The sequence below is a fragment of the Fodinibius salsisoli genome, assembly GCF_026229185.1.
GTDB lineage: Bacteria > Bacteroidota > Rhodothermia > Balneolales > Balneolaceae > Fodinibius > Fodinibius salsisoli.
Genome location: NZ_JAGGJA010000006.1, coordinates 47,844 through 73,599 on the forward strand (window position 1 = coordinate 47,844; position 25,756 = coordinate 73,599).

At 43.7% G+C, this 25,756-nt stretch carries 24 protein-coding genes; 7 read left to right on the top strand and 17 right to left on the bottom strand.

Going from position 1 to position 25,756, the window contains the following annotated elements; genetic code table 11:
* Nucleotides 1-172: 172 nt before the first annotated feature.
* Both J6I44_RS09980 and J6I44_RS09985 read right to left on the bottom strand, forming a co-directional pair.
* Nucleotides 173-619, bottom strand: coding sequence for a lipocalin-like domain-containing protein (locus J6I44_RS09980; protein WP_265765949.1), 447 nt, complete (start codon nucleotides 617-619; stop codon nucleotides 173-175).
* 159 nt (nucleotides 620-778) lie between these two features.
* Entirely contained in the window at nucleotides 779-2,452 is a 1,674-nt protein-coding gene (locus tag J6I44_RS09985; protein WP_265765950.1) for a collagen-like domain-containing protein, read from the bottom strand.
* 554 nt (nucleotides 2,453-3,006) lie between these two features.
* On the opposite strand from J6I44_RS09985, the gene J6I44_RS09990 reads away from it, so the two are divergent.
* Entirely contained in the window at nucleotides 3,007-5,607 is a 2,601-nt protein-coding gene (locus J6I44_RS09990; protein ID WP_265765951.1) for a serine/threonine-protein kinase, read from the top strand.
* A gap of 676 nt (nucleotides 5,608-6,283) precedes the next feature.
* Nucleotides 6,284-7,882: a phosphoenolpyruvate carboxykinase (ATP) gene (pckA, locus tag J6I44_RS09995; protein WP_265765952.1), complete on the top strand. Its 1,599-nt coding sequence runs from the start codon at nucleotides 6,284-6,286 to the stop codon at nucleotides 7,880-7,882.
* A gap of 64 nt (nucleotides 7,883-7,946) precedes the next feature.
* On the opposite strand, the gene prfA is transcribed toward pckA, so the two are convergent.
* Together prfA and J6I44_RS10005 are read right to left on the bottom strand one after the other, a co-directional pair.
* Nucleotides 7,947-9,023: a peptide chain release factor 1 gene (prfA, locus tag J6I44_RS10000; protein ID WP_434084233.1), complete on the bottom strand. Its 1,077-nt coding sequence runs from the start codon at nucleotides 9,021-9,023 to the stop codon at nucleotides 7,947-7,949.
* A gap of 334 nt (nucleotides 9,024-9,357) precedes the next feature.
* A complete protein-coding gene (locus J6I44_RS10005) occupies nucleotides 9,358-9,720 on the bottom strand; it encodes a MarR family winged helix-turn-helix transcriptional regulator (RefSeq protein WP_265765954.1) in 363 nt (120 codons plus the stop codon).
* A gap of 140 nt (nucleotides 9,721-9,860) precedes the next feature.
* Here J6I44_RS10005 and J6I44_RS10010 point away from each other — a divergent pair, with 140 nt between their 5' ends.
* Both J6I44_RS10010 and J6I44_RS10015 read left to right on the top strand, forming a co-directional pair.
* Complete coding sequence (locus J6I44_RS10010) at nucleotides 9,861-10,184, top strand: antibiotic biosynthesis monooxygenase family protein (protein WP_265765955.1); 324 nt, start codon at nucleotides 9,861-9,863, stop codon at nucleotides 10,182-10,184.
* A gap of 9 nt (nucleotides 10,185-10,193) precedes the next feature.
* Nucleotides 10,194-10,613 carry an EVE domain-containing protein gene (locus J6I44_RS10015; RefSeq protein ID WP_265765956.1) on the top strand — a complete coding sequence of 140 codons (420 nt, stop codon included), beginning with the start codon at nucleotides 10,194-10,196 and terminating at the stop codon, nucleotides 10,611-10,613.
* Nucleotides 10,614-10,715: 102 nt separating this feature from the next.
* On the opposite strand, the gene J6I44_RS10020 is transcribed toward J6I44_RS10015, so the two are convergent.
* Complete coding sequence (locus tag J6I44_RS10020) at nucleotides 10,716-12,077, bottom strand: hypothetical protein (protein WP_265765957.1); 1,362 nt, start codon at nucleotides 12,075-12,077, stop codon at nucleotides 10,716-10,718.
* 341 nt (nucleotides 12,078-12,418) lie between these two features.
* On the opposite strand from J6I44_RS10020, the gene purK reads away from it, so the two are divergent.
* The 3 genes from purK to J6I44_RS10035 all read left to right on the top strand — a co-directional run bounded on the left by purK (nucleotide 12,419) and on the right by J6I44_RS10035 (nucleotide 14,620).
* Entirely contained in the window at nucleotides 12,419-13,585 is a 1,167-nt protein-coding gene (gene purK / locus J6I44_RS10025) for a 5-(carboxyamino)imidazole ribonucleotide synthase (protein ID WP_265765958.1), read from the top strand.
* Between the two features lie 78 nt (nucleotides 13,586-13,663).
* A complete protein-coding gene (gene purE, locus J6I44_RS10030; RefSeq protein WP_286670516.1) occupies nucleotides 13,664-14,158 on the top strand; it encodes a 5-(carboxyamino)imidazole ribonucleotide mutase in 495 nt (164 codons plus the stop codon).
* 30 nt (nucleotides 14,159-14,188) lie between these two features.
* Nucleotides 14,189-14,620 (top strand): hypothetical protein, encoded by a 432-nt coding sequence (locus J6I44_RS10035; protein ID WP_265765959.1) that lies wholly within the window; start codon nucleotides 14,189-14,191, stop codon nucleotides 14,618-14,620.
* Here the strand turns inward: J6I44_RS10035 and J6I44_RS10040 are convergent, their stop codons facing one another.
* The 12 genes from J6I44_RS10040 to trpC form a co-directional block, all read right to left on the bottom strand.
* A complete protein-coding gene (locus J6I44_RS10040; protein WP_265765960.1) occupies nucleotides 14,621-15,610 on the bottom strand; it encodes a hypothetical protein in 990 nt (329 codons plus the stop codon). It lies immediately after the preceding gene.
* Nucleotides 15,611-15,696: 86 nt separating this feature from the next.
* Complete coding sequence (locus J6I44_RS10045; protein WP_265765961.1) at nucleotides 15,697-16,155, bottom strand: hypothetical protein; 459 nt, start codon at nucleotides 16,153-16,155, stop codon at nucleotides 15,697-15,699.
* 92 nt (nucleotides 16,156-16,247) lie between these two features.
* Nucleotides 16,248-17,540, bottom strand: coding sequence for an adenosylmethionine--8-amino-7-oxononanoate transaminase (gene bioA / locus J6I44_RS10050; protein WP_350356691.1), 1,293 nt, complete (start codon nucleotides 17,538-17,540; stop codon nucleotides 16,248-16,250).
* Between the two features lie 12 nt (nucleotides 17,541-17,552).
* Nucleotides 17,553-18,176, bottom strand: coding sequence for a dethiobiotin synthase (gene bioD, locus J6I44_RS10055; protein WP_265765963.1), 624 nt, complete (start codon nucleotides 18,174-18,176; stop codon nucleotides 17,553-17,555).
* A gap of 52 nt (nucleotides 18,177-18,228) precedes the next feature.
* Nucleotides 18,229-19,035 (bottom strand): methyltransferase domain-containing protein, encoded by an 807-nt coding sequence (locus J6I44_RS10060; protein ID WP_265765964.1) that lies wholly within the window; start codon nucleotides 19,033-19,035, stop codon nucleotides 18,229-18,231.
* A 12-nt stretch (nucleotides 19,036-19,047) separates the two neighbouring features.
* Nucleotides 19,048-19,746 carry an alpha/beta fold hydrolase gene (locus J6I44_RS10065; RefSeq protein ID WP_265765965.1) on the bottom strand — a complete coding sequence of 233 codons (699 nt, stop codon included), beginning with the start codon at nucleotides 19,744-19,746 and terminating at the stop codon, nucleotides 19,048-19,050.
* Entirely contained in the window at nucleotides 19,739-20,914 is a 1,176-nt protein-coding gene (locus tag J6I44_RS10070; RefSeq protein ID WP_265765966.1) for an aminotransferase class I/II-fold pyridoxal phosphate-dependent enzyme, read from the bottom strand. Before J6I44_RS10070 ends, J6I44_RS10065 begins: the two co-directional genes overlap by 8 nt.
* A complete protein-coding gene (locus J6I44_RS10075) occupies nucleotides 20,915-22,039 on the bottom strand; it encodes a DUF4837 family protein (protein WP_265765968.1) in 1,125 nt (374 codons plus the stop codon).
* Between the two features lie 119 nt (nucleotides 22,040-22,158).
* Nucleotides 22,159-22,971: a tryptophan synthase subunit alpha gene (gene trpA, locus J6I44_RS10080; RefSeq protein ID WP_265765969.1), complete on the bottom strand. Its 813-nt coding sequence runs from the start codon at nucleotides 22,969-22,971 to the stop codon at nucleotides 22,159-22,161.
* A gap of 34 nt (nucleotides 22,972-23,005) precedes the next feature.
* Complete coding sequence (gene trpB / locus J6I44_RS10085) at nucleotides 23,006-24,190, bottom strand: tryptophan synthase subunit beta (protein WP_265765970.1); 1,185 nt, start codon at nucleotides 24,188-24,190, stop codon at nucleotides 23,006-23,008.
* Between the two features lie 75 nt (nucleotides 24,191-24,265).
* Nucleotides 24,266-24,940 (bottom strand): phosphoribosylanthranilate isomerase, encoded by a 675-nt coding sequence (locus J6I44_RS10090; RefSeq protein WP_265765971.1) that lies wholly within the window; start codon nucleotides 24,938-24,940, stop codon nucleotides 24,266-24,268.
* A 6-nt stretch (nucleotides 24,941-24,946) separates the two neighbouring features.
* Nucleotides 24,947-25,756, bottom strand: a complete 810-nt coding sequence (trpC, locus tag J6I44_RS10095) for an indole-3-glycerol phosphate synthase TrpC (protein ID WP_265765972.1) — start codon at nucleotides 25,754-25,756, stop codon at nucleotides 24,947-24,949.

Sequence of the window (25,756 nt, forward strand, 5' to 3'; positions counted from 1 at the left end):
TTCAGCAACTGAATAAACCCATGCTAATTATCTGTTATCATCGTTTCTCATTTGGCGTAACAATCTTTTCTGTACAAAAGGTGATGAGGCAAAACTATAGCAAAAAATAAAAAAATGGATACCGCCTTTGGGCAGCATCCATTTCGAGGTATCTATCTTGCTTTCCGTGACCTTACTGTCGTTCAACAACATAAATATTGGCATAGCTGTCGTTGGTTTCGGCAAGTGTATAATTATACCACCGCATTTCGTTTTCGCCATATTCCTCTACGCGGTATGTAGGATCTCCTCCCTCTTTAGAAAAAATAAGATCATCTCCGTCCAGCCTCCATGTGATGTCTCTCCTCCTTTCGGTGTCGCTATCCGGGTTTTGGTAGTATTCACCGGTCCTGTCTGCATTGAATGTCCATGTGAATGTGCCAAAATCTACCGGTCCTGCTCCCAGCCCTTCCCCCTCAGTACGCACGTGTTTCCAAGTTCCGGCCATTTTCTGTTCCTTTTCTGATAGCTCGGACAAGTTGGGATCAGGCTCGGTGCTTGTGTCTGAACAGTTAAAGGTACTGAAGATTAAAAAAAGCGCGGCTATAATACCTCTTGATGTAGCATAGAATATTTGCATAAAAGTTAACTTTTATTTGGTGTTTACTATTCGTTATTACATACGTGATGCAACATTAAATGAGGGCATTTAAATACTATCAAGGAGTTTAAAAGTATTTATCTAATTAAGTTACGAACTATGGAATCTTAACCACTTAAAATTGCTGCTTTATTAGGATTAGTTGTTACCAAACCCATAATAGTCTGCCACTTCCTGGTAGTTGGAAGTGTCCAGCTCATCGGGGATAATGGCATTTTTCGCTTTTTCCTTGGTATGATCTTCTGTGCTGGAAGATTCAATGCGAACTATTTTGATCTGATCATATTCTTCTCCAGGTCCGCTTTGCAACCGAATTCTAAGGGTTATATCAAAATAATGAAACACGCTGTATTGACTATTTCCGCCGTAACCCCATCCCGGCATATGATAATAAATATCAATACCGTTAGGATCAGTTTTCTTTAAATACACTACCCAAGCACTTTCCTCTGAATTATTAACTTGCATACCAATGCTAAGATCAGAGTCAACGGTAAAATCATGGCCCGGGTGGATATACTGTGTAACATTGGCATTCCCGTCAGCTCCTTTGATATTTATGGGAGATCCCCAGCCACTGCCTGTTTTGGGTCCGTACAGGTCGTAGTTGCTTTTGTCAAGGTAGTAATCCCCGACTTTACCCAGCGAAGCATCAGGGACACCAGTGCCGGAATGGATCTGGCTGCCGTCTTTACCATCTTGGCCGTCGGCTCCATCCTGCCCATCAGTTCCACTGAGACTAATCGGACTGCCCCAGCCGCTATCCGTTTTGGGTCCATATAACTCTTTGTTGGTCCGGTCGAGGTAGTAATCACCTTCGGCCCCCAGCGACGCATCAGGCGAGCCATCACCAGCATGAATCTGGCTACCATCTTCACCGTCCTTACCATCAGCACCATCTTGTCCGTCTTCGCCCATCAGATTGGTAGGACTGCCCCAGCCATTTTCGGTCTTGGGTCCATAGAAATCGCCCGTATCTTCATCAAAGTAAAAATCTCCGGTGCTACCCACATTAGCTGATGGAGCGCCTGTACCGGAATGGATTACGCTGCCATCTTTACCATCCTGACCATCGGATCCATCCTTTCCGTCGGTGCCGTCTTGCCCATCAGCACCGTCTTCACCCATCAGATTGGTAGGGCTGCCCCAGCCATTTTCGGTCTTGGGTCCATAGAGATCGCCCGTATCTTCATCAAAGTAAAAATCTCCGGTGCTACCCACATTAGCTGGTGGAGCGCCTGTACCGGAATGGATTACGCTGCCATCTTTACCATCCTGACCATCGGATCCATCCTTTCCGTCGGCACCGTCTTCGCCATTTAAGCTTATGGGAGTACCCCAGCCACTGTCGGTCTTTGGCCCATAGAAGTTTTTATTAGAAAGATCGATATAAAAATCGCCAACTGCTCCTAACCCTGCCTTTGGTGCACCAGTGCCGGAATGGATCTGGTTGCCGTCTCGTCCATCTTTGCCATCCTGCCCGTCAGCGCCGTCTTGGCCATCGGCTCCATCTTTACCCATCAGTACGATAATTGGATTGCCCCAGCCCTCGGCATCTTTGGGGCCGTAATATTCCCCTGAGTTAGTGTTAAGGTAATAATCGCCCTGACTTCCGATATCAGCGGTAGGGGCACCCGAACCGGCATACATAATGCTACCGTCTTCACCTGCAGGGCCGACTGCTCCTACGTCTCCCTTTGGACCTTGCGGCCCTTCAGAACCAGCCGGTCCTTTACAGCCTGTACAAATTAATGTTACAGCTGTTAAGAGAAACAGTATACTCCTCGATAAATGTTTGGTTATAGCACTCATAATAGATGTTTCCTTCATTATTTTTAAATCGAACGTACTTCTCTGTCATTCTATACGAAATTTTGAAACAAAATCAGATCAAATCAGCCCAATTTATTTTCAAAAATGCATTTTGGGTCCCTTCTGGAGTGGCAGATGAAGTCCACACTGGCTTTCACACCCGAATGAACAAGCTATCAGATATTACTTAGAACGCTTTTAGAATGCCTAATGGATATACCTGTACATCTTAGAGTACTCATCCCCGGAATATTTCATCATCAATTAAATAGCAAAGTTGTTTATCGTTCATTATTATATATGTGTTTAATTAAATAATTAGGTTATTTAATGTATAAGGAGTCGGGAAAGACAGGGGTACACAGTTACTTTTACACCTTAAAAAGGCGACGAGAGACTGGATGAAAGCCCTGGGCTGTTTATACCAGGAGCTCAAAAGTGAAGTTTGAGATTGAGTAGATTGATAAAGCTTTCCGATTGAAAGTACGGAGAGTGGGAGGTCTCCAGTGATTTTGTAAATATATCATCGATAATGGCCACCATAAAAGAATGCAATGGGTAACCCAAACTGGGATAATGTAGAAACCATAATTGACGAGGTTCTTTCCCTGCCCAAAAGCAAACGAGCTAAATACATTAGCTGTGCTTGCAAAGACGATAAACAACTTAAGGGAAAAGTCACGGAGTTTTTGGAATCCATTTTTAACTCGGAGGGATGGCTCGAAGATCCCAAGAAGTACAAAGAAAATTTCTACCAGGCAATAGCAGACGACGTTGACGATCTCGGTTCTACCAATACCCTTCTAGGTTGCAATGTAGGAGCTTATACTATTAAGGAAGAGCTGGGACGAGGCGGAATGGGAGCTGTTTACCGTGCGGAACGCTCAGACGGTACTTTTGAACATCAGGTAGCAATCAAAGTAATCCGGAGCGGACGGGCTACCCCGGAAAATGTCCGGCGTTTTGAACGCGAACGGAATATTCTGGCGGGACTTAATCATCCCGGTATTGCCCAACTTTTCGATGGCGGAGTTACTGATAACTGTGTCCCCTACCTAATTATGGAGTATGTAAAGGGTATCCGTATCGATCAATACTGCGAAAAACATGACCTCACCGTTGACAAACGCACTGAACTGTTCATGCAAGTGCTGAAAGCGGTAATGCACGCTCATGAAAACCTGGTAATCCATCGCGATCTAAAGCCGGATAACATTTTAGTAACCCAACAAGGACAGGTAAAGATTCTGGACTTCGGCATTTCCAAGCTGCTCGAAAAGTCCGACCCCCGCCAACAGGACAGAACACTCACACATGCCAGAGTACTTACTCCTAAATATGCCGCCCCTGAACAAATCAAAGAAGAACCGGTTACCACTGCAACTGATCTTTATGCCTTGGGTACCATCTTTTATGAATTGATAAGCGGCAACCATCCACTACAGCTTGAAAACAAATCTTACTTTGACACCGAACGGATTATTCTGGAAAAAGAGCCCCCTCCGCCCAGTTTAAACCTCACAACAGAACGAAGTGACCTAAAGAATAAAATCCGGGGCGACCTTGATGCCATTTCATGCAAGGCTTTAAGAAAAGAGCCTGATCAACGCTATCGTATGGCTAATCATTTTTTATACGATTTGACAAACTATCAGCAGGGGCTGCCCATCTCTGTCCATGCTGATTCTTTTAGATACCGCAGCAAAAAATTTCTACAGCGTAATAAATATATCCTCGCTGCCGTAGTGGGATTTGTAGTTCTTATTTTTACCTTTGCCTCAATTTATACTTGGCGTATTACTGAAGAGCGGAATGCCGCGCAAGCTCAAGCAAGTAAAGCAGCTCAAGTTACCGATTTTATGGTTGAACTTTTTGAAGTTCAAAATCCGACCGAATCACTCGGAAGCGATGTTACCGCCGACCAATTGATACAACGGGGTATTGAACGAGCCAGCAAGCTGGAGAATCAACCCATTGTTCAGGCTCAGATGTTTAGTGCTGTAGGCCGGGCACAACGCCGGCTTGGCAATTATGACAAGGCTGAAAACCTTCTGCTTAAAGCATTAAACCTCAGGAAGAATCACTTGGGTCTTAACCACTCAGAAACGGCTAAGAGCCTTGACCATTTGGGCTTACTTAAAATTGAAGCCGGTAAGTTTAAGATAGCCGATTCGTTATTGCGCCAAAGCCTAAATATTCAGAGAACCACATCAGGTATCCAGCAGTTATCCTCCGCTCAAACACAATACCTGTTGGCCTATGTTCAGAGAAGGGTGGGCAATTATGATGAAGCAGAAAAACTATACCGAAGCAGCTTGTCTATCCGAAAACAATATCTTCCGGAGAATGACCCCTTAATTCTCGAGAGTTTAAGCGGTTTGGGTACGGCTCTACACAGCAAGGGAGAATACACAGAAACACTGGATCTATTTACCAGAGCGTTAGAGGGACGAAAAAAGATCTTCAGCATGCGACATCCGGATGTGGCTATGAGTTTTAATAATTTAGCTGCCCTGAAGTTAAACATAGGTCAATTTGCGGCAGCGGAATCATTATTCAAGAAATCCCTCCAGATACGGCAATTCCTTTTGGGCGATGAACATCCCAAAGTTTATCTCACTAAAAATAACCTGGCTCTTGTTTTACAAGAACAAGACAAGTTAGCCGAGGCTGAACAGCTTTTCAGGGAAACATTAAAAGCCCGGATCAAACAATCCGGACCAAATAGTCTTGGGGCTAAAATAACCCAATTTTGCCTCGCAAATCTCATGAATAAAACAAATCGGTTCCACTCTGCACTCAGGCTGTATCAGGATGTACTTCCTGTTTTTAGGGAAAAACTGTCTGATGATCACTCATTTACTGCTCGAACCTGGCTAGGGATGGGAAGTGCCCATTTACATCTTGGCAAACCTCTTAAAGCGGATTCCTTGATGAACAAAGGGTTTAATATTATCCGAAGAATCCATAAAGAAGAATCACTTGAAAGAGCTTTAGCAGATCAAGAGATGGCAGATCTTAAAATTGAACAACAAAACTATACAGAAGCTGGTTTACTTTTGAATCATGCCTTGAAAGCTCTCCAAGCTATCGAAGGAAAGCAGAGCTTAAGACAACAACGTATTATCTCTAAATTACAAGTGCTTAATCTATAAATTTGGTGGAATAACATTTTCCCTCTAGAAGTATGACCAAAGTTGCCTGCCCATTATACTAATAGTACAAGCCGGTTAAAATAATAACGGCTTATGGGGTGAAGATAGCATTGGTTCCAAATACAAGTCTCACCAATTCAGATCTAACCGTGTTATGGGTTGTTTTCACAAGGCTCATACCATACTATGGTCCTAAAAGCGGTCTTCTCATCCGAATTCTGGAGTTGAAATCGGATGAGTGTAATGACCTATTCATCGCCCCCTCTTCCGATGAGAGACGATATCCTTGTTTTACATGTTTGTTCAACCGCACAACGCGTCTAATCTAAGGTATTTAGGGCTTAAACTATCCCTGCTATTCACAACTATTTGCTCCTTTAAAAATTAAAAGTATACCTCAGAGCAAGTGTTTAGAACACGGTTGTAAAAACCTCTCCTTATATTTTTTTTCCATGAATCAACGTAATTTGATCTTGGTTGGTTATTTTACTTCATAGTTTTACTTGTAGAAACAGAAATATAAATTTTTTAAGGATGAAAGCGCTTACCTATCAGAATCGCTTCATCTTTCTTTTCACGCCTCATAAACAGTGCAATAATGCTTATACTAATATTTCCTTTGATGCATTAAGAAACATTGATAACAGGAACTTTAATAAGAAAATGGACGATTTTGATGAGCAACCAAGCACATCCAAAAAGCAGCGTTGGACTTGATTACCTAAATCTTCAAAATAATGATCAGGATCTGTGGAATCTTACTCCTCCTGAGCTTTACGAAGAAGCCATACACAATGGGGAGGCTTCGTTAACCAAAGACTACGCTTTGCGGGTATTAACGGGCAAGTACACCGGAAGATCTCCTTCAGATCGATTTATTGTAGATCAGCCATCTATCCGTCAGGATATCGACTGGGGAACCATCAATAAGCCGATTGAAGAGGAAGCTTTTGATGCTCTTTTTGAGAAAGTTACCCATTACCTGCAGGATAAAAAAATCTATGTGAAAGATTGCTTTGCCGGTGCTGATGAGAAATATCGGCTTAATGTTCGCCTCGTAAGCGAAGCCGCCTACCATGCCCTCTTTGCTCATAATATGTTTGTTCGTCCCTCAAAAGACCAGTTGCAAGATCACGAGCCAGATTTTACGATCGTTGCCGCTCCGAATTTCAAGGCCAATCCGGAAGTGGACCAAACCAATAGCGAAGCATTTGTGCTCATCAATTTCGACAAAGGTATTATCCTGATTGGCGGCACACTTTATTCCGGAGAGGTCAAGAAGGGCATTTTTTCAGTTATGAACTATCTGCTACCCAAACAGAATGTCATGGCGATGCACTGCTCAGCCAATATGAGCAGCTCCGGCGATACGGCCATCTTTTTTGGCCTATCCGGCACCGGTAAAACAACGCTGTCTTCCGACCCCGACCGTGTTCTCATCGGCGATGATGAACATGGCTGGAGCGAAGATGGTGTCTTTAATATTGAAGGAGGATGCTATGCCAAAACCATCAACCTTTCCAAAGAAGGCGAACCGTTAATTTATGCGACTACACAGATGGCCGGCACTATCCTCGAAAATGTGGTTCTGGATGAATACCGGACCCCCGATTTTAATGATCTGAGCCTTACTCAAAATACGCGATGCTCCTATCCCATCCACTATATTCCCAATGCCACTGAAGAAGGAACCGGCAACCATCCAGATAATATCATCTTTCTTACATGCGATGCATTTGGGGTTCTACCACCTATATCAAAACTTACACCCGAGCAGGCTATGTACCATTTTATAAGCGGATACACCGCCAAAGTTGCGGGTACTGAACGGGGGATTACAGAGCCAAAAGCTACTTTTTCGGCCTGCTTTGGTGCTCCATTTATGCCATTACATCCTACCGTTTATGCCCAATTACTGGCCGATAAAATTAGGCGGCACAATGCCACTGTATGGCTACTAAATACCGGGTGGACCGGCGGGCCACATGGCGTGGGGCATCGGATGAAGCTTTCTCATACCCGCAGAATACTCAGCAAAGCCCTGCAGGGTCATTTAGAGGATACTCTTTTCGAAACGGACCCTATTTTTGGCGTAGCTGTTCCAGAATCAATCAATGGAGTGCCCGACAAAATTTTATTCCCCCGGAATACGTGGCAGGACAAAAAAGCCTATGATGAAAAAGCTCAAAAACTGGCCGATATGTTTGCCCGAAACTTTCAACAGTTTGAAGAGAAAGCGAGTGAGCGTTTACTTAAGGCTGGTCCCAAGGTTTAGTTATCTGTTCATTGTTATTGGTTATTGGGCATAAAAACCCTGGTAACCAATAACAAAATGACAGCTATCCTTCTTCCATTACCGCATTCAGCTTATCGAGGTTATCCTGAACGCGCAGAGCTTCAATAACCTCATCCAAATCTCCTTTCATAATACTCTCAAGGTTGTAGAGCGTCAGGTTAATCCGATGATCCGTCAATCTGCTTTGCGGAAAATTATAGGTGCGAATTTTGGCACTGCGATCACCGGTAGAAATTTGGCTCTTGCGCTCTTTGTCACGCTCTTTGCGTAATTTCTCTTCCTCTTGTTCATACAGTTTAGAACGGAGCATCTTCATAGCTTTCTCCTTATTCTGATGCTGTGAACGCTCCTGCTGACATTCTACCACTACCCCCGTTGGTTCGTGGGTGATCCGAATCGCAGAATCTGTTTTATTAACGTGCTGCCCCCCTGCCCCGCTGGCCCGGAAGGTGTCGATACGCAGATCGGCAGTATTCACTTCGATATCCACCTCTTCGGCTTCCGGTAGCACGGCTACGGTCGCCGCCGAGGTGTGTACTCGTCCCTGTGTCTCAGTCTCAGGCACTCGCTGCACTCGGTGGACCCCACTTTCATATTTCATCTTGCCATATACTTCTTTGCCTTCCAAACCAAATGTAAGTTCTTTATAGCCTCCCTTATTGGATTCGTTAAGGCTCAGCAGGTTCAGGCTCCACCCGAGTTGGTCGGAATACCGGCGATACATATCAAACAGATCGCCCACAAAAATAGCGGCTTCATCACCCCCGGTTCCGGCACGCAGTTCCACAATCACGTTTTTGGAATCATCAGGATCTTTAGGTATCAGCTTAAACTTAATGTCTTCTTCTAACTCCTCTACCCGAGGTTTAAGCTCCTCATTTTCTTCCCTGGCCATAGCGGTAATTTCAGCATCTTCCCCATCTTCGATCAGTTCTTCGTTTCCCTCAATCCTATTCCGGATGTCTTTCCATTCATCGTATAGCTCTACTAACACCTTTAAATCGCTGTGCTCTTTGGTCAATTCCGTATATCGGTCGGGATCATCATAGACCGCCGGATCACTCATCGCCGCGGTTACTTCTTCAAATCGTTCCCGAACCTGTTCTAACTTTGCCTCTATGTCCATGCTCAAAAATTACCTTATAATTCAATGGGTCAATAACTGCTAATTCTTAAAATACGATTCTTTATGGGAAGAATTAAAAAATATAAGAAAGAGAATTTGTCGCCCCTTGCTACTTGATAAACGAATATTCCGGGGCTCATATCCAGCCCGATTTCCATTCGTCCAATTTTAAGAGGCAGCTGAAAATAAACCTTTAAACGGATTCTAATTCTTAGAAGGTTTTACAAAACTACCACACCAGTCATCCTGATCCCTATTCCCAGCCTTCGAAAGATTCCACGGGTACCTTATACAGTGCGCTACTCCTGGGTAGTCGTCCGCGAGACCGTTAGCTGTCCTCAAGAGATTCAATACATTGGGCTAAATTTTTTCTTGTTTCTTCAATCTCTTCTTCGGTTAAATCACTCGTCATTTCACCTTCGATATTTTGTACTATCTTGTGTGCCTTTTTGAGTAATTTTTTCCCTTCTGAAGTTAAAAGAGTATTAATTTTCCTTCCGTGAGAAGGATCTGCCTTTCTTTCAACCAATCTCTTTGCCTCCAGTCCACCTATAATTTTGTGCATTGTTTGGGGCGTTAAAAAGCAGCGGCGGGCTAATTCAGCATTCGAGAGTCCCTGATCTTCTTCCAAAATACTCAGTGCCGCATATTGAGGTGTTGTTACTCCAACAGCATCCAATTGTTCATCCATCCGCGAGCGCAACACTTGCTGTGTACGTTTAATCACATATCCTAACCTGTGGCCAACCATAACTATTCATTGATTTATCAGTATGCTGATATTATATTGTCAGTACACTGATAAATTAACTTAAAATTTATTCAATCTCCATGACTACAATTAACCGAAATGAAGATATCTTCACCTTAATTAATGTTTTTCAGGTCGACCCGACTAACCAGCAAGAACTTGTTGATCTGCTCATTGAAGCTACCGACGAGACCATGAGTAATCTGCCTGGTTTTATCTCAGCAAACATTCATCAAAGTTTGGATGGGGAACGGGTGGTCAATTATGCCCAATGGGAAAGCAAAGAGCATTTTGAACAAATGTTGTCTGACTCTGATGCTATTCCTCATATGAAAGAGGCAGAACAACTTGTAAATAGCTTTGAACCCATTCAAACGAAAGTCGTTGATTCTATATCAATTTAATTACTCACTATGAAATATTGGATCATTGTCGCTTCTAAAGACCATGTGCAAGCCGCACAAGAAGGGGGATTTTGTCAGGCCTGCCATGGAAGGAAGTGGCCATTAGCAAAAATGAATACTGGTGATGGAATTCTCTTTTATTCTTCCAAACAGAAGTTTAGGTCCAGTATCTCTTGTCAAAAGTTTACAGCAATTGGTTTCGTTAAGGAGAAGGTAATATATCAACGAAATATAAACGCTAATTTTAAACCTTTTCGGAGGGACGTAGATTTTTGGAATTGTAAAGAAGCAAAAATACATTCCCTCCTTGAGGAATTGCATTTCATAGATAATGTTGATAAATGGGGATATAAGTTAATGAGCGGATTTCTGGAAATAGACGAACATGATTTTGTACTCATCAAAAGTAAAATGCTAACTAAACATTGAATCTGGCCAGCTTAAGCGTTCATTAAGTAGAACCCCATGGAATGCCCCCTTCGGACCGCGATGGCAAGCCCGGTTTTGCAAGGCTCCTCGGCTGTTCTTTTTTCAAAAATTTAAAGGAGTTTCATATCCAATCTGTAAGGCCGAATAGTCCATGGTTCTATTGCCCCAATTGATATTATTTGTAAACCGCAATACCACCTTGCTTTCTTTAGATTCATTGGACGGAAAATAAAATATACTGCCTCTAAATGAAGTTAAATTATACCAATCGCTATTTACGAAATGTTTATTTTCATTCAGTTTTCTTCTAACAAAACGGCTTGTTAGCTCCACGCCAAAATTATTGAGCCGCTTGCTACTAATAGCAACCTCACCATAGATAGAATGGAATATTCCGGTTGTTTTGGTATCATTTATGACGACATTACTTGAGTTGTACCGGTATCCTGTATTTATTTCAAACGAATTAGAGGGGCGCCAATCCCAACGCAATAACTTCAGGGCTATACCTGTTGAAAAATTACTACGTCTGAAAAGCTTAGTCTGGTTCACCGTATCCGTAGCGGCCAATGCGAGAGTATCAAATTTGCTATCAAGCCGATTAAACTGAAAGTAAGGCTCTATAGCATAAAACATGTACATAAATTGATCCGGAATATTAAGCCGATGTAAATAAAATTGGCTACTTGCCTCAAATTGCAATAACTCGTTCGGTTCATTGCCCAACAGGGCCAATAAATCAGAATAGACCTGCAGGTTAATAAATGAGTTGACCCCATTATCCGCATAGAGTCTCTTCTGACTCATTGCTGAGTCTTGCTTCAATGTTAACACTTGATTATTGGGGAAATAGTTAAACCGGCGTTCGGCATCAAATGAAACTGCATTCTTCAACAAGATAAAACTTCCATCCTGTGGATTTATAAGCTTGTCATCAAATCTGTTTTCTATAGTAAGCAGTGGTATGGGAGCATCTTTGTTATAATATGTACTACCATCTTCGGCATAAACTTTTATAAATTCGATGAATCCTTCATTTATTTGGACTTTTACACTATCCAAATAAACAACATTAGCTGTATCCGACTCTTCATTAACCTTCAAGGTTTCACTACTCGATATCCGTAAGGAATCACTTTTCAGCGTATCATTGAATGATCCAACTCTTTTTGCCAGTTCCTCTATATTACGGTCCAGCTTTTTGACCGTAGAATGTTTATCAAACACAAAAGCAAGCTCCTTCATCCTGATCCTTCCAATTTCCGTTTTACCGCTTTCTTCATTCAGTAATTTACGTAGGCGAACAAGGGTCTCATTGTCTTCCTGATTTTCCTTGTCCTGCGGAATTTTTTCCTTCTCAACAGCAAATTCAGTTGTATCAGGTTTTGATTCTTGCTGTGTATTTTGTCCCAAAGACAAACTAATAAAACAAAAAATAAATGCGATAAGATATAGTAATTTCATAGGTTATAACCATTTATATTTTTTATACAGACAGCCCTAATCCCTGGTACTTTACATACTTTATTTGTCTTAGTATTTAGAATAAATTAAATCTCCTCAGCCAATTTTAAATAAAATATCAATTATAAAATAAAATTTATTCAAGATAATTAACTGAAAAGAAAGAAATAACCCGTTGCCACTTCTCCCTATCAACAGGATGCCTCCCAAAAATTCATTAACAATCTTACTATTTGGTTCTTTTTAAATGTTGCTGTATAAAAACACATAGCAATTATGCGATTTTGGAAACTTCTTTCCGTATTATTGGCCTCACAATTGATAATTAAGATATCAGAACCGTGGCTCAAAAAAACAACCCTCTATCTGCTAACTATAAACTTGGTTTTTTAGGAGCTGGTCAGCTGGCTCGTATGTCGGGCTTGCAAGCTTTTCGATACGGTATACAAATAGGTGTCTTTTCGGATCGCGAAGAAAATGAACCTGTCCAATTTATGACGCCCTTTTCACAGACGGGCTCATTCGAATCTGCTGAAGACCTTACCTCTTTTGCTGAAACATGCGATGTACTAACGCTGGAAAATGAATTTATTGATTCTGAGGTTCTGGCCAAGGCGCAGGAAAACAGCGGTACACCGATCTTTCCATCACCCAAAAGTTTCTCGCTGATCGAAAACAAGCTGATCGAAAAACAGACCTTTGAATCGGCCGGGATAGAAGTTACGCCCTATGGACTGATTGAAGATGAAGCCGACATTAAAGCGTTTGGTGATGACCATGGCTGGCCTTATCTACTTAAGTCCTCTAAGGGTGGATATGACGGCTTTGGTAATGAAACCGTCGCCGATTTGGAGGAAGCTAAAGAAGCCTTTGATAAACTGGGCGGCAATAAAGGGCACGATATTATTGCCGAAGCTTTTGTGGATTTTACCCATGAGCTGGCCGTTCAGGTGGCTCGTAATGAGACTGGGCACGTGGTCTACCCCTGCTGCGAGACCGTGCAGGAAAATCATATTTGTGTAGCGCTTAAAACACCAGCACCGGTAGCCGAATCCATAAGAAAAGAGGCGCAAGAAATAGCCGTAAAAGCAACTGAAACGATTGATGGCAAAGGTATTTTTGCCTTTGAATTTTTCCTCACTCCGGATGGAAGCCTGCTGCTGAATGAGTCGGCTCCGCGACCACATAATTCAGGACACTATACCATTGAAGGCTGTGTAACGTCTCAGTTCGAAAATCATGTGCGGGCCGTGCTCGGGCTACCGCTGGGCTCACCGGAACTTCGCAAACCGGCCGTAGCTCTAATTAACCTCCTGGGCACCGATGAGCGTGATGCTCAAGTGGATGAGGCCTTGAATGCTTTGCGTGCTTCTGACGGCCACCTCCATGTGTATGGCAAACTGGATAGCCGACCGGGACGAAAAATGGCTCACTATACACTACTGGGTGAGGATATGGAGCAAACCTATGGAAAAGCGCAAGAACTAACCCGCGAGGTTCAGATTTAGCTCTCAAGAATTCTGAATTCTGAATCCAGAATTCTATATTCCGGTTAACCATCATTAATTTTGAGTCTTAATTTTATTATGAGTAATAATCATTCCCCCAAAGTTGGTGTCATCATGGGCAGTGACAGTGACTGGCCCACCATGAGAAAAGCCTGCGAAATCCTGGAGAAATTCAATATCCCATACGAAAAAAAAGTAGTTTCAGCTCACCGGACACCGGCTATGATGGCCGAATATGGTGAAGAAGCCCGGCAAAGAGGAATTCAAGTCATTATTGCAGGAGCGGGCGGGGCAGCCCACCTGCCAGGTATGACCGCAGCCTATACTACCCTGCCGGTTATTGGGGTGCCCGTAAAGACCAGTACCCTCAGTGGATTGGATAGCCTCTATTCTATTGTACAAATGCCCACCGGTGTTCCTGTGGCAACCGTTGCCATTGGTAAAGCGGGTAATGCGGGCTTATTGGCTGCGCGAATTCTCAGTACCACTGATCAAAAATTAGCTGATAAGCTCACTGATTATCATAACGAGATGGCAGAAGCTTCTAAAAAGAAAACCGAGAATTTGACATAGGTTATGCCCTTTTCCGAGCAGGATTTTATAATGAGACAGATTCAATATCTGACTCAACTGCTACAGCAAATTATCTTCAAAAAGAAGAACAATCAGCATAAAGAAGCCCAACAGCAGCTGCAGAATGCCTTTCAAAGGCTTACAAAAGAACATCCTAAACAGTTTAATGAACTGACACTTCAGGAAACGCTGCAGCTATTTATGAAGGATGGGAAGTTTGCTTCCGAGCTGGCACTGGCCGTAGCGGATCTTCTGGTGGAAGAGGGCGAACTATTAGAAAAACAATCGTTTAGCAAATCACAAAAAAGCTATTCACAAGCTCTTTTGCTGTATAAGAAAGCCAAACAGGATCAGTCTGCAGCTGTACCGTTGGATATCCATCAAAAGATAAACCGTTTGGAAAACGTAATGTCTTCCAATCAAACGAAAGATATTAATCGTATCTTATCCCCGGATAAGTAATTACAGTTGGCATCCCCAACCTGAATGAGTTACTCGATTAGCTTGCGGACCAAAAGCCGGGGCTTTGAAAAGGACCTCTACTCCTTCCCAATTGCCGGAATCATCATCCCAGAATGGTAGCGTAGCACAATCAGTATTTTCTTGTTCAACCGATAGATCTGCTTGCCCGGCACTGTATCTTTGATATCCCGTTAATAAATGTTCAGCGGTACTTTGGATACCATCCATATCATAAATAGTGATCGTAACTACTGTTTGTAGGAAATTCGTCAACCGGTCATAGGTTTCTTCTGCAATAGTGCGGCTTATTTCTGCTATGGAATTATCCGGCTGCTCCAATTGTAAGAGGCCACCTGAATCAATATGAGAAAGGTGCAAATTCTCTGGAGAAGCAAGCAAATACTCCGTTTTTCCCTGAAGTGCCGAAACTACTTTCGGTGTTCCATTGTCACAGGTGGAGAGCACCGTCAGGTCAAATTTGCCGTTATCCTCAAGAAATAAACCCAAGCCAGCAGAAAAATGCTCGATATCAAAGTTTACTTGGGGGCGGGATTGGAAATAGCCCTTATATTTCCGGCTGGGGATTTCATGTCCATAGTACAGGAAAACGCTCTTTGAGGTGGTACTGCTCCGAAACTGATGATAGAACGCGGCTTCTTTCTCAAAGTGCCGTTGATTGTTCTCAGGGGAGTATTTCTTACTTTTTATGTGCTTCCCGTTCTTAAAATAGAGAAACCGACGATCTTTCTTGGGAAATAACCAAAGAAACCGCTCCTCCGGCTGCTGGTGAAAGATAAATACTTCCCCTTGCTTTGCCTGCCTGGCTACCGAAATAGCTTCCTCCAGCTGCTGTTGGTCAGCCTGCAAACGCTTACCCTCCTGATCGTGGTAAAGGTAATTCCCATCCCCATGAATTACATAGATAAGGCTGTAATCAACTTCCGATGCATCTGTACCCAAAGCTGATTCGGGGGACCTCGACTTATCCATCGTCTTGCATCCCCAGACGGTAAAGAAAACAATTACTGCAATTAAACAGCGCAGAATGATAGTATTCAATAATTTTGAACCGGAAGTTACAGTAGTAACAGCAAGATGATAATCAGTACAAGCAAGGTTGCACTGAGGCTAAACGTGATCGTATCGGCCTGCTCAAGATCTTGCTGCACATAATTGGCAAAATTATTCAGGTTATTATTTGCCACTCGTTTATACCCCTTTAAACCCTGAAGTTCATTCTTCTTCTCCTGTATGCTCTTCTTGAGTGCAGCCACCGCTTTTTGGTCCTTTTGAGATACAATACCCATACTCACCGCTTCATCAAGGGCCGTAATGATGTTATCAAAAGAGTCATTCATAATTTCCCTTTTTAGATCAGGATCTTCAACCTTTTCAACCTTTTGAACCATATTATTGACATACCCTTTAAAAAGATCCAATGCTTCGTCACGATCAGGCAAATCCGGGGTAGCTACAGCAGGTTGTGCAATAAATAGCAACGAAAGAAAAACGGTAGCAATTTTTAATAGCTTCATAATAGTTGCGGTAATAATTAGGGTGATGAGGTTTTGAATATCATGACAACCTTCATCAGTATTTCAATTTCCTATTCCTAACTAACAATTTTTTATATATCAATCAATTTAATAATTCCCTGGTACATCGTTTCAAGCTGTGCCCTGGTGGTGCAGTATGGGGGCATCAAATAGATGGTGTTTCCAAGGGGACGTAGCAGTAACCCTTCATCAACACATCTTTCCTTAATGCGATTAGCCACAGGATTTAAATAACCGTCCTCACCGGTATTAATAATATCAACCGCAGCTATGGTCCCCATCACTCTATGATTCTTAAGCTTAGGGTGATCGCGCAGCTTGTGCAGTTCTTCCTGGTGCCACTGCTCCATCTGGGAAAATATAGGCTCATTTTCATGCATGAGCTTGAGGGTAGCCAGTCCTGCTGCACAGCCGATTGGGTTTGCAGTATAACTGTGTCCGTGCCAAAATGTTTTCCGTGGATCGGAACTGTTGAAAGCCTCATATATTTTATCAGAGCAAACGGTGGCAGAAAGGGGTAAAAATCCCCCCGTCAGTCCTTTGGCAAGAGCGATAAGATCGGGTTCTACCTGGGCTCTTCGGCTGGCAAACCAATCCCCGGTTCGCCCAAAGCCGGTCATCACCTCGTCAAAAATAAGGAGCGTATCAAATTGGCGGTTTACCCAATGGAGCTTCTGCAAAAAGTCTTCGCGGCACATCCGCATGCCTCCTGCTCCCTGAACCAACGGTTCTATCATGATGCCTGCGTACTCCTCCGGATTGGCATCCAGAAGTTTCTCCAGTTTGGCAATGACTTGGTCCTCCCGCTCTGCCACGGTTGTATCCCCAATCCAGGTATCCGGATAGGGTACAAATTCCACATCAAACAGCAGATCTTTGAAAATCTCATTAAAAGGAGAACTTCCCCCGGCCGACATCGCTCCAAAGGTGCCCCCGTGGAACGCCCCTTCAAAACAGATAAACTTTGTTCGTTTTTGGCCTTTATTCTGCCAGTACTGGTAGGCCATTTTCATAGCAATTTCCACGGCCGTGGAGCCATCATCCGAATAAAAAATTCGGTTGAGATCTCCGGGAAGTTCATCCGTTAACTTTTCAGCCAGTTGCTCAGCAGGATCGTGGGTAAAGTTAGCAAAAATAACCTGCTCAAGTTCTTTGGCTTGATCAGCAATGGCCCCAGCTATTTCTGGATGCCCATGACCGTGAATATTAACCCACCAACTGGAAATACAATCCATAATTCGGCGGCCATCTTCAAGCTCCAACCACAGCCCCTCCCCCTTTTTGACTTTAAGAGGGGTTGGCGCTTCCTGCAAGATGGTAAAGGGATACCATATGTTAGGGTGAAACTTAGACATATTGGGCATTATTTAATTTTGTTAGAATTGTTCCCGGAACAAACGGTTCAAGCAATTTGCATTCAGCTGTTCCTGGTGTTCAATTTCAGCTAAAATATCGACCTCTCCATACGCCTTAATTGCATCATAGTTGCTTTCATTTTTGGGGCCATTCATCACCACACCCAGGATGGGGATTGAGCGACTTCGCAAGGCCTCCAGGGATAAAAAAGTGTGATTTAACGTTCCCAACTCGCTTCGAGCCACTAAAACCACGGGTATGTGCAGTTTTTCTATCAGATCAATGATCATAGTGTCATCATTTATAGGGACCATCAGTCCTCCTGCTCCCTCTACAACCAGATGTTCTTTTTTATAGGCGGGTAGGTGGAGCCCATCAAGACTAATTTGAACATCATCAATAGCCGCAGCAGCATGCGGCGACATTGGGGTTTGCAGGCGATATCGTTCTGGTAATATATCACAGTCTTCACCTGTCACTCTTTTGAGAAACTCAGAGTCGGTTTCTTCTTCGAGCCCGGCCTGTATCGGCTTCCAATAAGAGGCCTTTAAACCTTCTGTAAAAATTGCCGATACTACGGTTTTACCAATACCGGTATCCGTTCCGGTTACAAATATCTGATGGGGCCATTCTCTATTCGACATCGAAATAGATTCGTTTATTTATGACAATTTATGCTTAACAAAAGAATAAGCTCTAAAAATCTTTTTTCACGGCAAGAAAAACGACATGATAATCCACTTTTACAGGTCCTTCGGACTGGGAGTCCCAGTGATCGATAAGTAACGACAGTTCGCTCGGAGAAAGTGCTCTGCCCTCTTTCTGTGTTGAAGCTCCTATATTCTTAAGACTTCTGAAAAAGTCTAAGGCACTACTAAAGGTTTCCGTTACCGTATCTTCATAGTAATCAACCTGCGATGGCTCAACCGACATTTTTATGACTACCTCTTCCACATCTGGCAATGTATTACCGGTATAAGGCAAACCCAACTCACGGCAATATTTCTTCCAACGCGGAAAACTTTCATTGCCTGGAAAAGAGATGAGTAACAATCCCCCGGCTTTGGTTGCACGCAACCATTTACCCAAGGTTAGAGCAGGATCATCAAACCATTGGGCGGTAAATCCACTTACCGTTAATGCATAATGGGGATCCTCGTGAGGCGGGTATTCTGCATCCATCTGGGAGAATCTAAGATGTGGGGTGTCTGGAAATTTTTGGCGGCAGCATTCTATCATCTTCTGCGATAAATCCGTTACTTCGATCTCGCGGTTGGAATATAATTCAGCCAGTCCCTCGGTAACAAAACCCGTGCCGCAACCCAGCTCAATAATAGGCCCCTCAGGAATAATGGCTTTCCATGGTTCCAGTGAAGCTATAAGTCGGTCTGCTATCTGACGTTGAAGGTTGGCATTCTTATCGTAGGATGAAGAAGCCTTACCAAAATGATGCTGGATTTCCTGTTTCTTGGAGGTCGTTAGCTTACCTTGATCTTCTGTCATCAAAATATATCTTTACAACTGGTCTACTTTATTCTTTAACAACTCAATTTCAGGATAGATAAATTCCAAACATTGGGTGTGATGTGTGATAGGAATTGCATGACCAGCTTTCTTTATTTCAAAATAACGCGCATTTTGGGGAAGCTGATTAAAAAGCTCCCGCCCCTTACTCTTGGGCACAATATGATCATCAGACCCATGGATGATACATATTTTATTGACATTTTTCAGCTGCTTTGCTGCCACAAAAGATTCATCCAGCCATTCTAAGTCTTCGGACAATAACTGATGATTCAATTCACCAATTTCATCGTTCTCAACTTCTTGCGGAGCATAGCAGTCGGCATAGAAATTACTTAAAACCTTCTCCGGATAAGCCTCAAATTGCTTCCTCATCTGCTTTAAGATCGTACGAGATCGTCGTTTATATTGTGCAGCGACCGGGTGGAATTGAAGGAAACCTCCCAGGATGACCAACAAATTTGCCCTTTCAAGAAGTGTTTCATCTATCCAGTGGAGACCAAAAGAATGAGCAATTAGTACGGTTTTTCGGTCAGTGGACGGTAAGGGAATTTCCCCGTTTGAAGATCCAAAATATCCCCTGTTGTAAGATTGAAAGGTTCCAAAATTTGAAAGACCTTTTTCCCAAGACTTCCAACATCGAGGTCCAAAGCCCCATCCGTGGAAAGCAATAATGTCGCAATCAGTCATAATTCCAATCGTTCAATACAGTTAAAAAGTTCGCAATTTGTTTCTCGGTGTGTTGAGCCGTCAATGTTACCCGAATGCGGGCCTCCCCTTTGCTAACGGTAGGCGGACGTATGGCTACTGCCAGGAATCCATTTCCTTTAAAATGGTCTGCCAGTAAAATTGTTCCACGATCATCGCCAATTATCGCAGGTATAATCTGGGACTGAGATAGCCCGGTTGAATAACCTGCCTCTTCAATACCCAACTTCATTAACTGAATATTTTTCCGCAGCTTTTTGCGTGCTGTATCCAGTGTGGGAATAACGTCAAGCGCCGCTTCAATGCTGCCAATCACCGGGGGCGGGAGAGCCGTGGTATAGATAAATCCGGGACAAAAATTAATCAAGAACTGCTTCATTTTTTTACTACATAGTGCAAAGGCTCCAAAACTGCCAAACGCTTTTCCACAGGTCCCCAATACGAGATCAACACCCGGAACACCATATGCCAAACCCAAGCCTTGCGGTCCCCATACCCCCACGGCATGAGCATCATCGATAAACAAAAACGCACCATATTGATCAGTGAGTTGCCCCAAGGCTTCAACATCACTGCGATCGCCATCCATACTGTACAATGTTTCAGCAATCACGATGATACGTGAATAACTTTCATCTTGAGCCTGCTCCAGCCTGTCTTCCAAGTCATCTAAGGAATTATGCTCGAAACGACGAAAAGTGGCCCGGCTTGCAATACTGCCCTGTAATAAACTGTTGTGGCTCAGCTTATCTGCCAGAATTAGAGCATGCCGATCGGCCAGCGTACTAATAATGGTACTATTAGCCTGAAACCCACTGTTGAATACCAGGGAAGCTTCCCAACCAAAAGTGCGCGCGACTTTTTCTTCCAACTGCTGGTGGATATGATAGGTACCACTGACCAGGCGAGAAGCCGTTGATCCGGCTCCATATTTTTGGGTGTACTCCCGGGCTTTCTCAATAATTTGAGGATGCTTGGAAAGCCCCAGGTAATCGTTACTGCTAAAATTGACTAACGTTTGACTTCCATTATTTATACAGACTTCATTAACGGGTTCAATCGGCTCCAGTCCTCGAAACCGATTGGCCCGCTTGCGTTTCTTAAGTTCCTTATCTATGAAAGCGTGCTTGGAAGGGTTGTTAGTCGACACTTAGTTTTCCACCCTGGCCTGTGTTGCCCCTGCCTGCCAAGTCGAATCACTGGTAAAAGTTCGTAACATGGTCCTGAACTGGCGTACAAACCGACGTTTCTTAAACTTGGGAGCATGTTGACCAAACTCCAAGATAAATAGCCGATCGGCTTCTTCATCATAAATGGTGAAATTTACAAAAGGTCCCCCCATTGCATCTTTTGTCATCCTCCAAGTCCCAAGTGTTTCATGGGTCAAGTCGCCATCCATTTCAAAAACTTCTGTCTCCACCGGTCGACCATATTCGGTTGTCACGTAGGAACTGTCGCGTGAACCGCGAATCCACTTTTTCATAAGCGAGTCGCGCTTCGAATTAATCCAATTATCATCAAGGTAAGAGATATCCTGTACATCATCTTTCCACCAGGCCCAGAACCAGCGATTATTTTCCGGCAATACCCTTCGCATCGTTAGAAAATGGCTCTCTTCACCATTTTCGGTATAGGTAGTGTCAATGTTTTTGATCCAGTCGTGCTGAATGCGGATTTTCCAGCCGTGGTTGGTCCACAAGCTGTCAGATAATTCTACCTGCTCGCCCTGTCCATAGACTTCTTCATTCCAGCGCTGGAACTCCTTTTCAAATAAATTATCGGTCAGGGTCTTTTCTGAGTTCTGGATTTGTCTGGCCAACGCCGTATCAGTTGGAGCCGTCAGAATCATCGTCCACTGATCCTTGTACCATTTATTTTGTAATGGAAAAGCGAAGGATTCGCCATTGCGAACCTGGTTTTCCACCTCATCGCTGAGCAACGCCCGTACCCATTCGGCGGTGTTCGTGCTGTCATCAATAGGGGCCGCAATAATTATATTTTTAAATCTTTTCAGCTGCTCCAGCTCATCATTATTTTTAAAATCGCGGAATTGTAAATCAAAGAGAGGTTCAAGGGGTAAGGTTGGAAGGGTAGCAATGCCCTCTCCGTAGGTTTGGCGCAGGGCTTCAGCAGTCTCACTCTTCCACTCGGTGGAATCCATAATTACCACTGCCTCTCCAAAACCGCCCCGGGCTTTTTGACGATAATCTCCATCACATGAAACCCAGATAGTGGCTATCAGCAATAAAATACTAAGCTTGCAAAAAGTCTTCATAAAATATCTAAATCATTGTTTGGATGCTTTGCATAACTCGCCCGCCTTATCGTTCTAACCTCGTTTCCAGACTTGATTCAGGATGAAAAGTCAAGCTTTGCAAAGCCCATTGTTAATAATTAAGACTTATCATACTTCAAGGAATGAACAAAAGCAAACACTTCATCTTTCCACCCTTCGGCAGGATAATGTTCCCGAATTGTATCGATGAGCGCGCTTCCTACAATAAAGCCGTCCATATCGGCGGCGATACGCTGGGCATCATCATACGATTTAATACCAAACCCAACCATCTTGGGATTCTGCGTTATATTTTCCTTCACACGGCTGATAAACCGCTGTACTGAACGCGCCACTTCATCACCTTCACGAGCCCCGGTAACCCCCGTAACGGATACACAGTATACAAATCCCTTTGACTGGGCATCAATCTGTCGCATGCGTTCATCAGAAGTATTCGGTGCTACCAGATAAACAAGCGAGAGGCCATTGTCATCGGCATGATCGGTTATAATTTGGGATTCTTCGATGGGAATATCCGGGATAATAAGTCCATCTACCCCCGCTTCCCCTGCCTCTTTGCAGAAGCGTTCAATACCGTACCGCATCACCGGATTAATGTAGCCCATAAGTATGATGGGAATCTCGGATTGTTTACGCACTTCGCCTACCATCTCAAAAATAGCGTTCATCGTAATGCCATTTTCAATCGCCACATTACTGGAATGCTGGATCGTAGGACCGTCGGCCAGTGGATCACTGAACGGCATTCCCAGCTCAATTAGCTCTGCCCCGTTTTCCTCCAGTCCTAAAATTAAATCAACCGTCGATTCCAGATCGGGATATCCAGCCGTCAGAAAAAGGCTCATCACCTTTGAGGAATCATCGCGTTCTTCAAAAAGTGTCGCTATTCTATTTTGTGTCTTAATCATCAGTCGTAGTTTCTAAATTTAGTACAGCGTTATCCTATAAATTTTTTGAGATAGTACCCATATCCTTGTCTCCCCGCCCCGAACAGTTCAGAACAACAACTTCATCCTTCGAGGTTTTGGGCATCAGTTCATCCAGATAGTTAACCGCATGCGCGGTCTCCAGCGCCGGAATAATACCTTCGAGCTCAGAAAGCAGCTTCACCCCCTCCATGGCCTGTTTGTCCGTAATACCCACATAGGTTACACGACCAGAATCTTTCAAGTGAGCATGCTCAGGACCAATTCCGGGATAATCGAGTCCGGCGCTAATGGAATGGGCCAGCTGAATCTGACCTTCTTTATCATGCAGCAGATAGCTCAGTGAGCCGTGCAAGACCCCCGGTTCACCAATGGTAAGCGTGGCCGCTGTTTGGTCGGTATCGGCTCCCAGGCCGGCCGCTTCCAGACCGTACATTTTGACAGATTCATCGTCCACAAAGGGATAAAAAATGCCCATCGCATTTGATCCACCGCCCACGCACGCCAGGAGGTAATCCGGGTTGCGGCCTTCTGCTTCTGTCAGTTGGTTCTTAGTTTCATCCCCAATAATTCTGTGAAAGTTTCGTACCATCTTGGGGTATGGGTGCGGCCCCACCACCGAACCGATGATGTAAAAGGTATCTTCAACATTGGTTACCCAATCGCGAATCGCTTCGTTCGTGGCATCTTTGAGGGTTTGAGAACCGCTCTCTACGGAACGGACTTCCGCCCCCAGCAAGCGCATCCGCTCGACGTTGAGCTTCTGCCGCTCCATATCTTCGGCGCCCATATACACAATACATTCAACACCAAATTTTGCACAAGCTGTAGCTGTTGCTACCCCATGTTGACCGGCCCCTGTCTCCGCAATAATACGATCTTTGCCCATCCGACGAGCCAGCAGAATCTGCCCAATGGCATTATTTATTTTATGGGCTCCGGTATGACAGAGATCTTCGCGTTTGAGATATATTTTGGCCCGCCCATAATGCTCGGTTAACCGATTGGCAAAAGTCAACTTTGTTGGTCGGCCTACATAGTTGTGTAACAGGTCGAGATATTCGTCCCGAAATGATTCATCCTGCCATGCTTCATCATAGGCTTCTTCCAGTTCCTCAAGTACGGGCATCAATATTTCGGGAACAAATTTTCCTCCAAACCTCCCAAAGTAACCACTTTTTGTTGGTAAATCGTAGTTCATATTATCCTTCAAATGTTTTAAGTAAACTTACTAAGTAATTGGTATGTAATATTATAAATAAATCATTTAGATAATTTACAACTCTCCTATCTCCTGTTTATCCCAGATGTCTCGCATCGTTTCCATAAAGGCTTCAACCTTATCAAAATCTTTAACACCGGGCGCGCTTTCGAGTCCGCTGGCTACATCTACAGCGTAGGGGTGTACTTCTTTACAAGCCTGCTGAATATTATCAGGATTTAGCCCACCGGATAAGAAATACGGAACATGGTTGGTTATATCATCCAACAGCGACCAGTCAAAAACCTGTCCTGTGCCTCCCCATTTGCCATCAACTTTGGTATCGAAAAGCAGGTAATCAACCACATCCAGGTAGGGTTCAATACGATCGGTAAGTTCATCCGCATCTGTATCTTTTGTTATGTGGATGACCTTGATAATGGGCTTCTCCACGAGCTCGCAATAACTGGGATTTTCATTGCCGTGCAGCTGCACATAATCGATGCCTGTCTGTCGGCTAATCATGTTGACGTCGTCCAATGGCTGATCAACAAACACGCCCACGCATTCCGGACCCTCCACCCAGTTGATGATTGCTCCAGCCTTGGCAGGGGTTATGTGACGGGGACTATCTTCATAAAAAATGAATCCCACATAATGGGCCAAAGCCCCAGATACAAACCGAGCGTCTTCAAGGCTTGTCAGTCCACAAATTTTAACTTTTGTTCGTTCTTCCGGATCTGCAAACATAGTTGTCTATTCTGTCTCCGTAATTAACTTTTGTAATTGCTTTTTCATATTGCTCACTGCTTTCCCTGGATTAGGCTGACGCATAAAATATTCGCCAATAAGAGCCGCATCTATTTTTTCATCAAAAAGAAACTTCAGATTCTCGGCACTACTCAATCCACTTTCGGATACAAGTACGGTTCCCTCGGGGGCCTGCTGCAACAACTCAACGCCCCGGTGCAGGTCAACTTCAAAATTACGCAAATCACGATTATTCACGCCTAAGATATCAACTAACTCAAAGGTAACATTCTTTAAATCATTCTCCGAATAACACTCCACCAAAGCTTGCACACCAAACTCGCGGGCCGCATGCAATAACTCATCAAGTTGCTGCCCTTCGGTGACGGTAGCGATCAATAGCACAGCATCTGCCCCATAAGCCTTAGCTTCTTTTACTTGGTATGGATCAATTATAAAATCCTTGCGCAACAATGGGATAGAAACTTCTCGTGAAGCTTCTTCTAGATATTCAAGCTTCCCCTTAAAGGCTGGTTCATCCGTTAGTACGGAGATGGCCGAAGCTCCTCCCTCCTGGTATTGACCGGCTATTTCTCGAGGATTAAAATCCTTTCTTATAAGCCCTTTGGATGGCGAAGCTTTTTTGATTTCCGCTATGATAGCCACATCAGGAGATGAGGACAACGCTTTTTTAAAATCGCGTGCCTCCTGCTCATAGCATTCAAAGGATTCAAAATCCTTAAAGCTGATTTTCTTCTTTCGCTTGCCAAGATCCCGGGCCGTCTGTTCTACGATTTCATCAAGTATGGTTGGCAT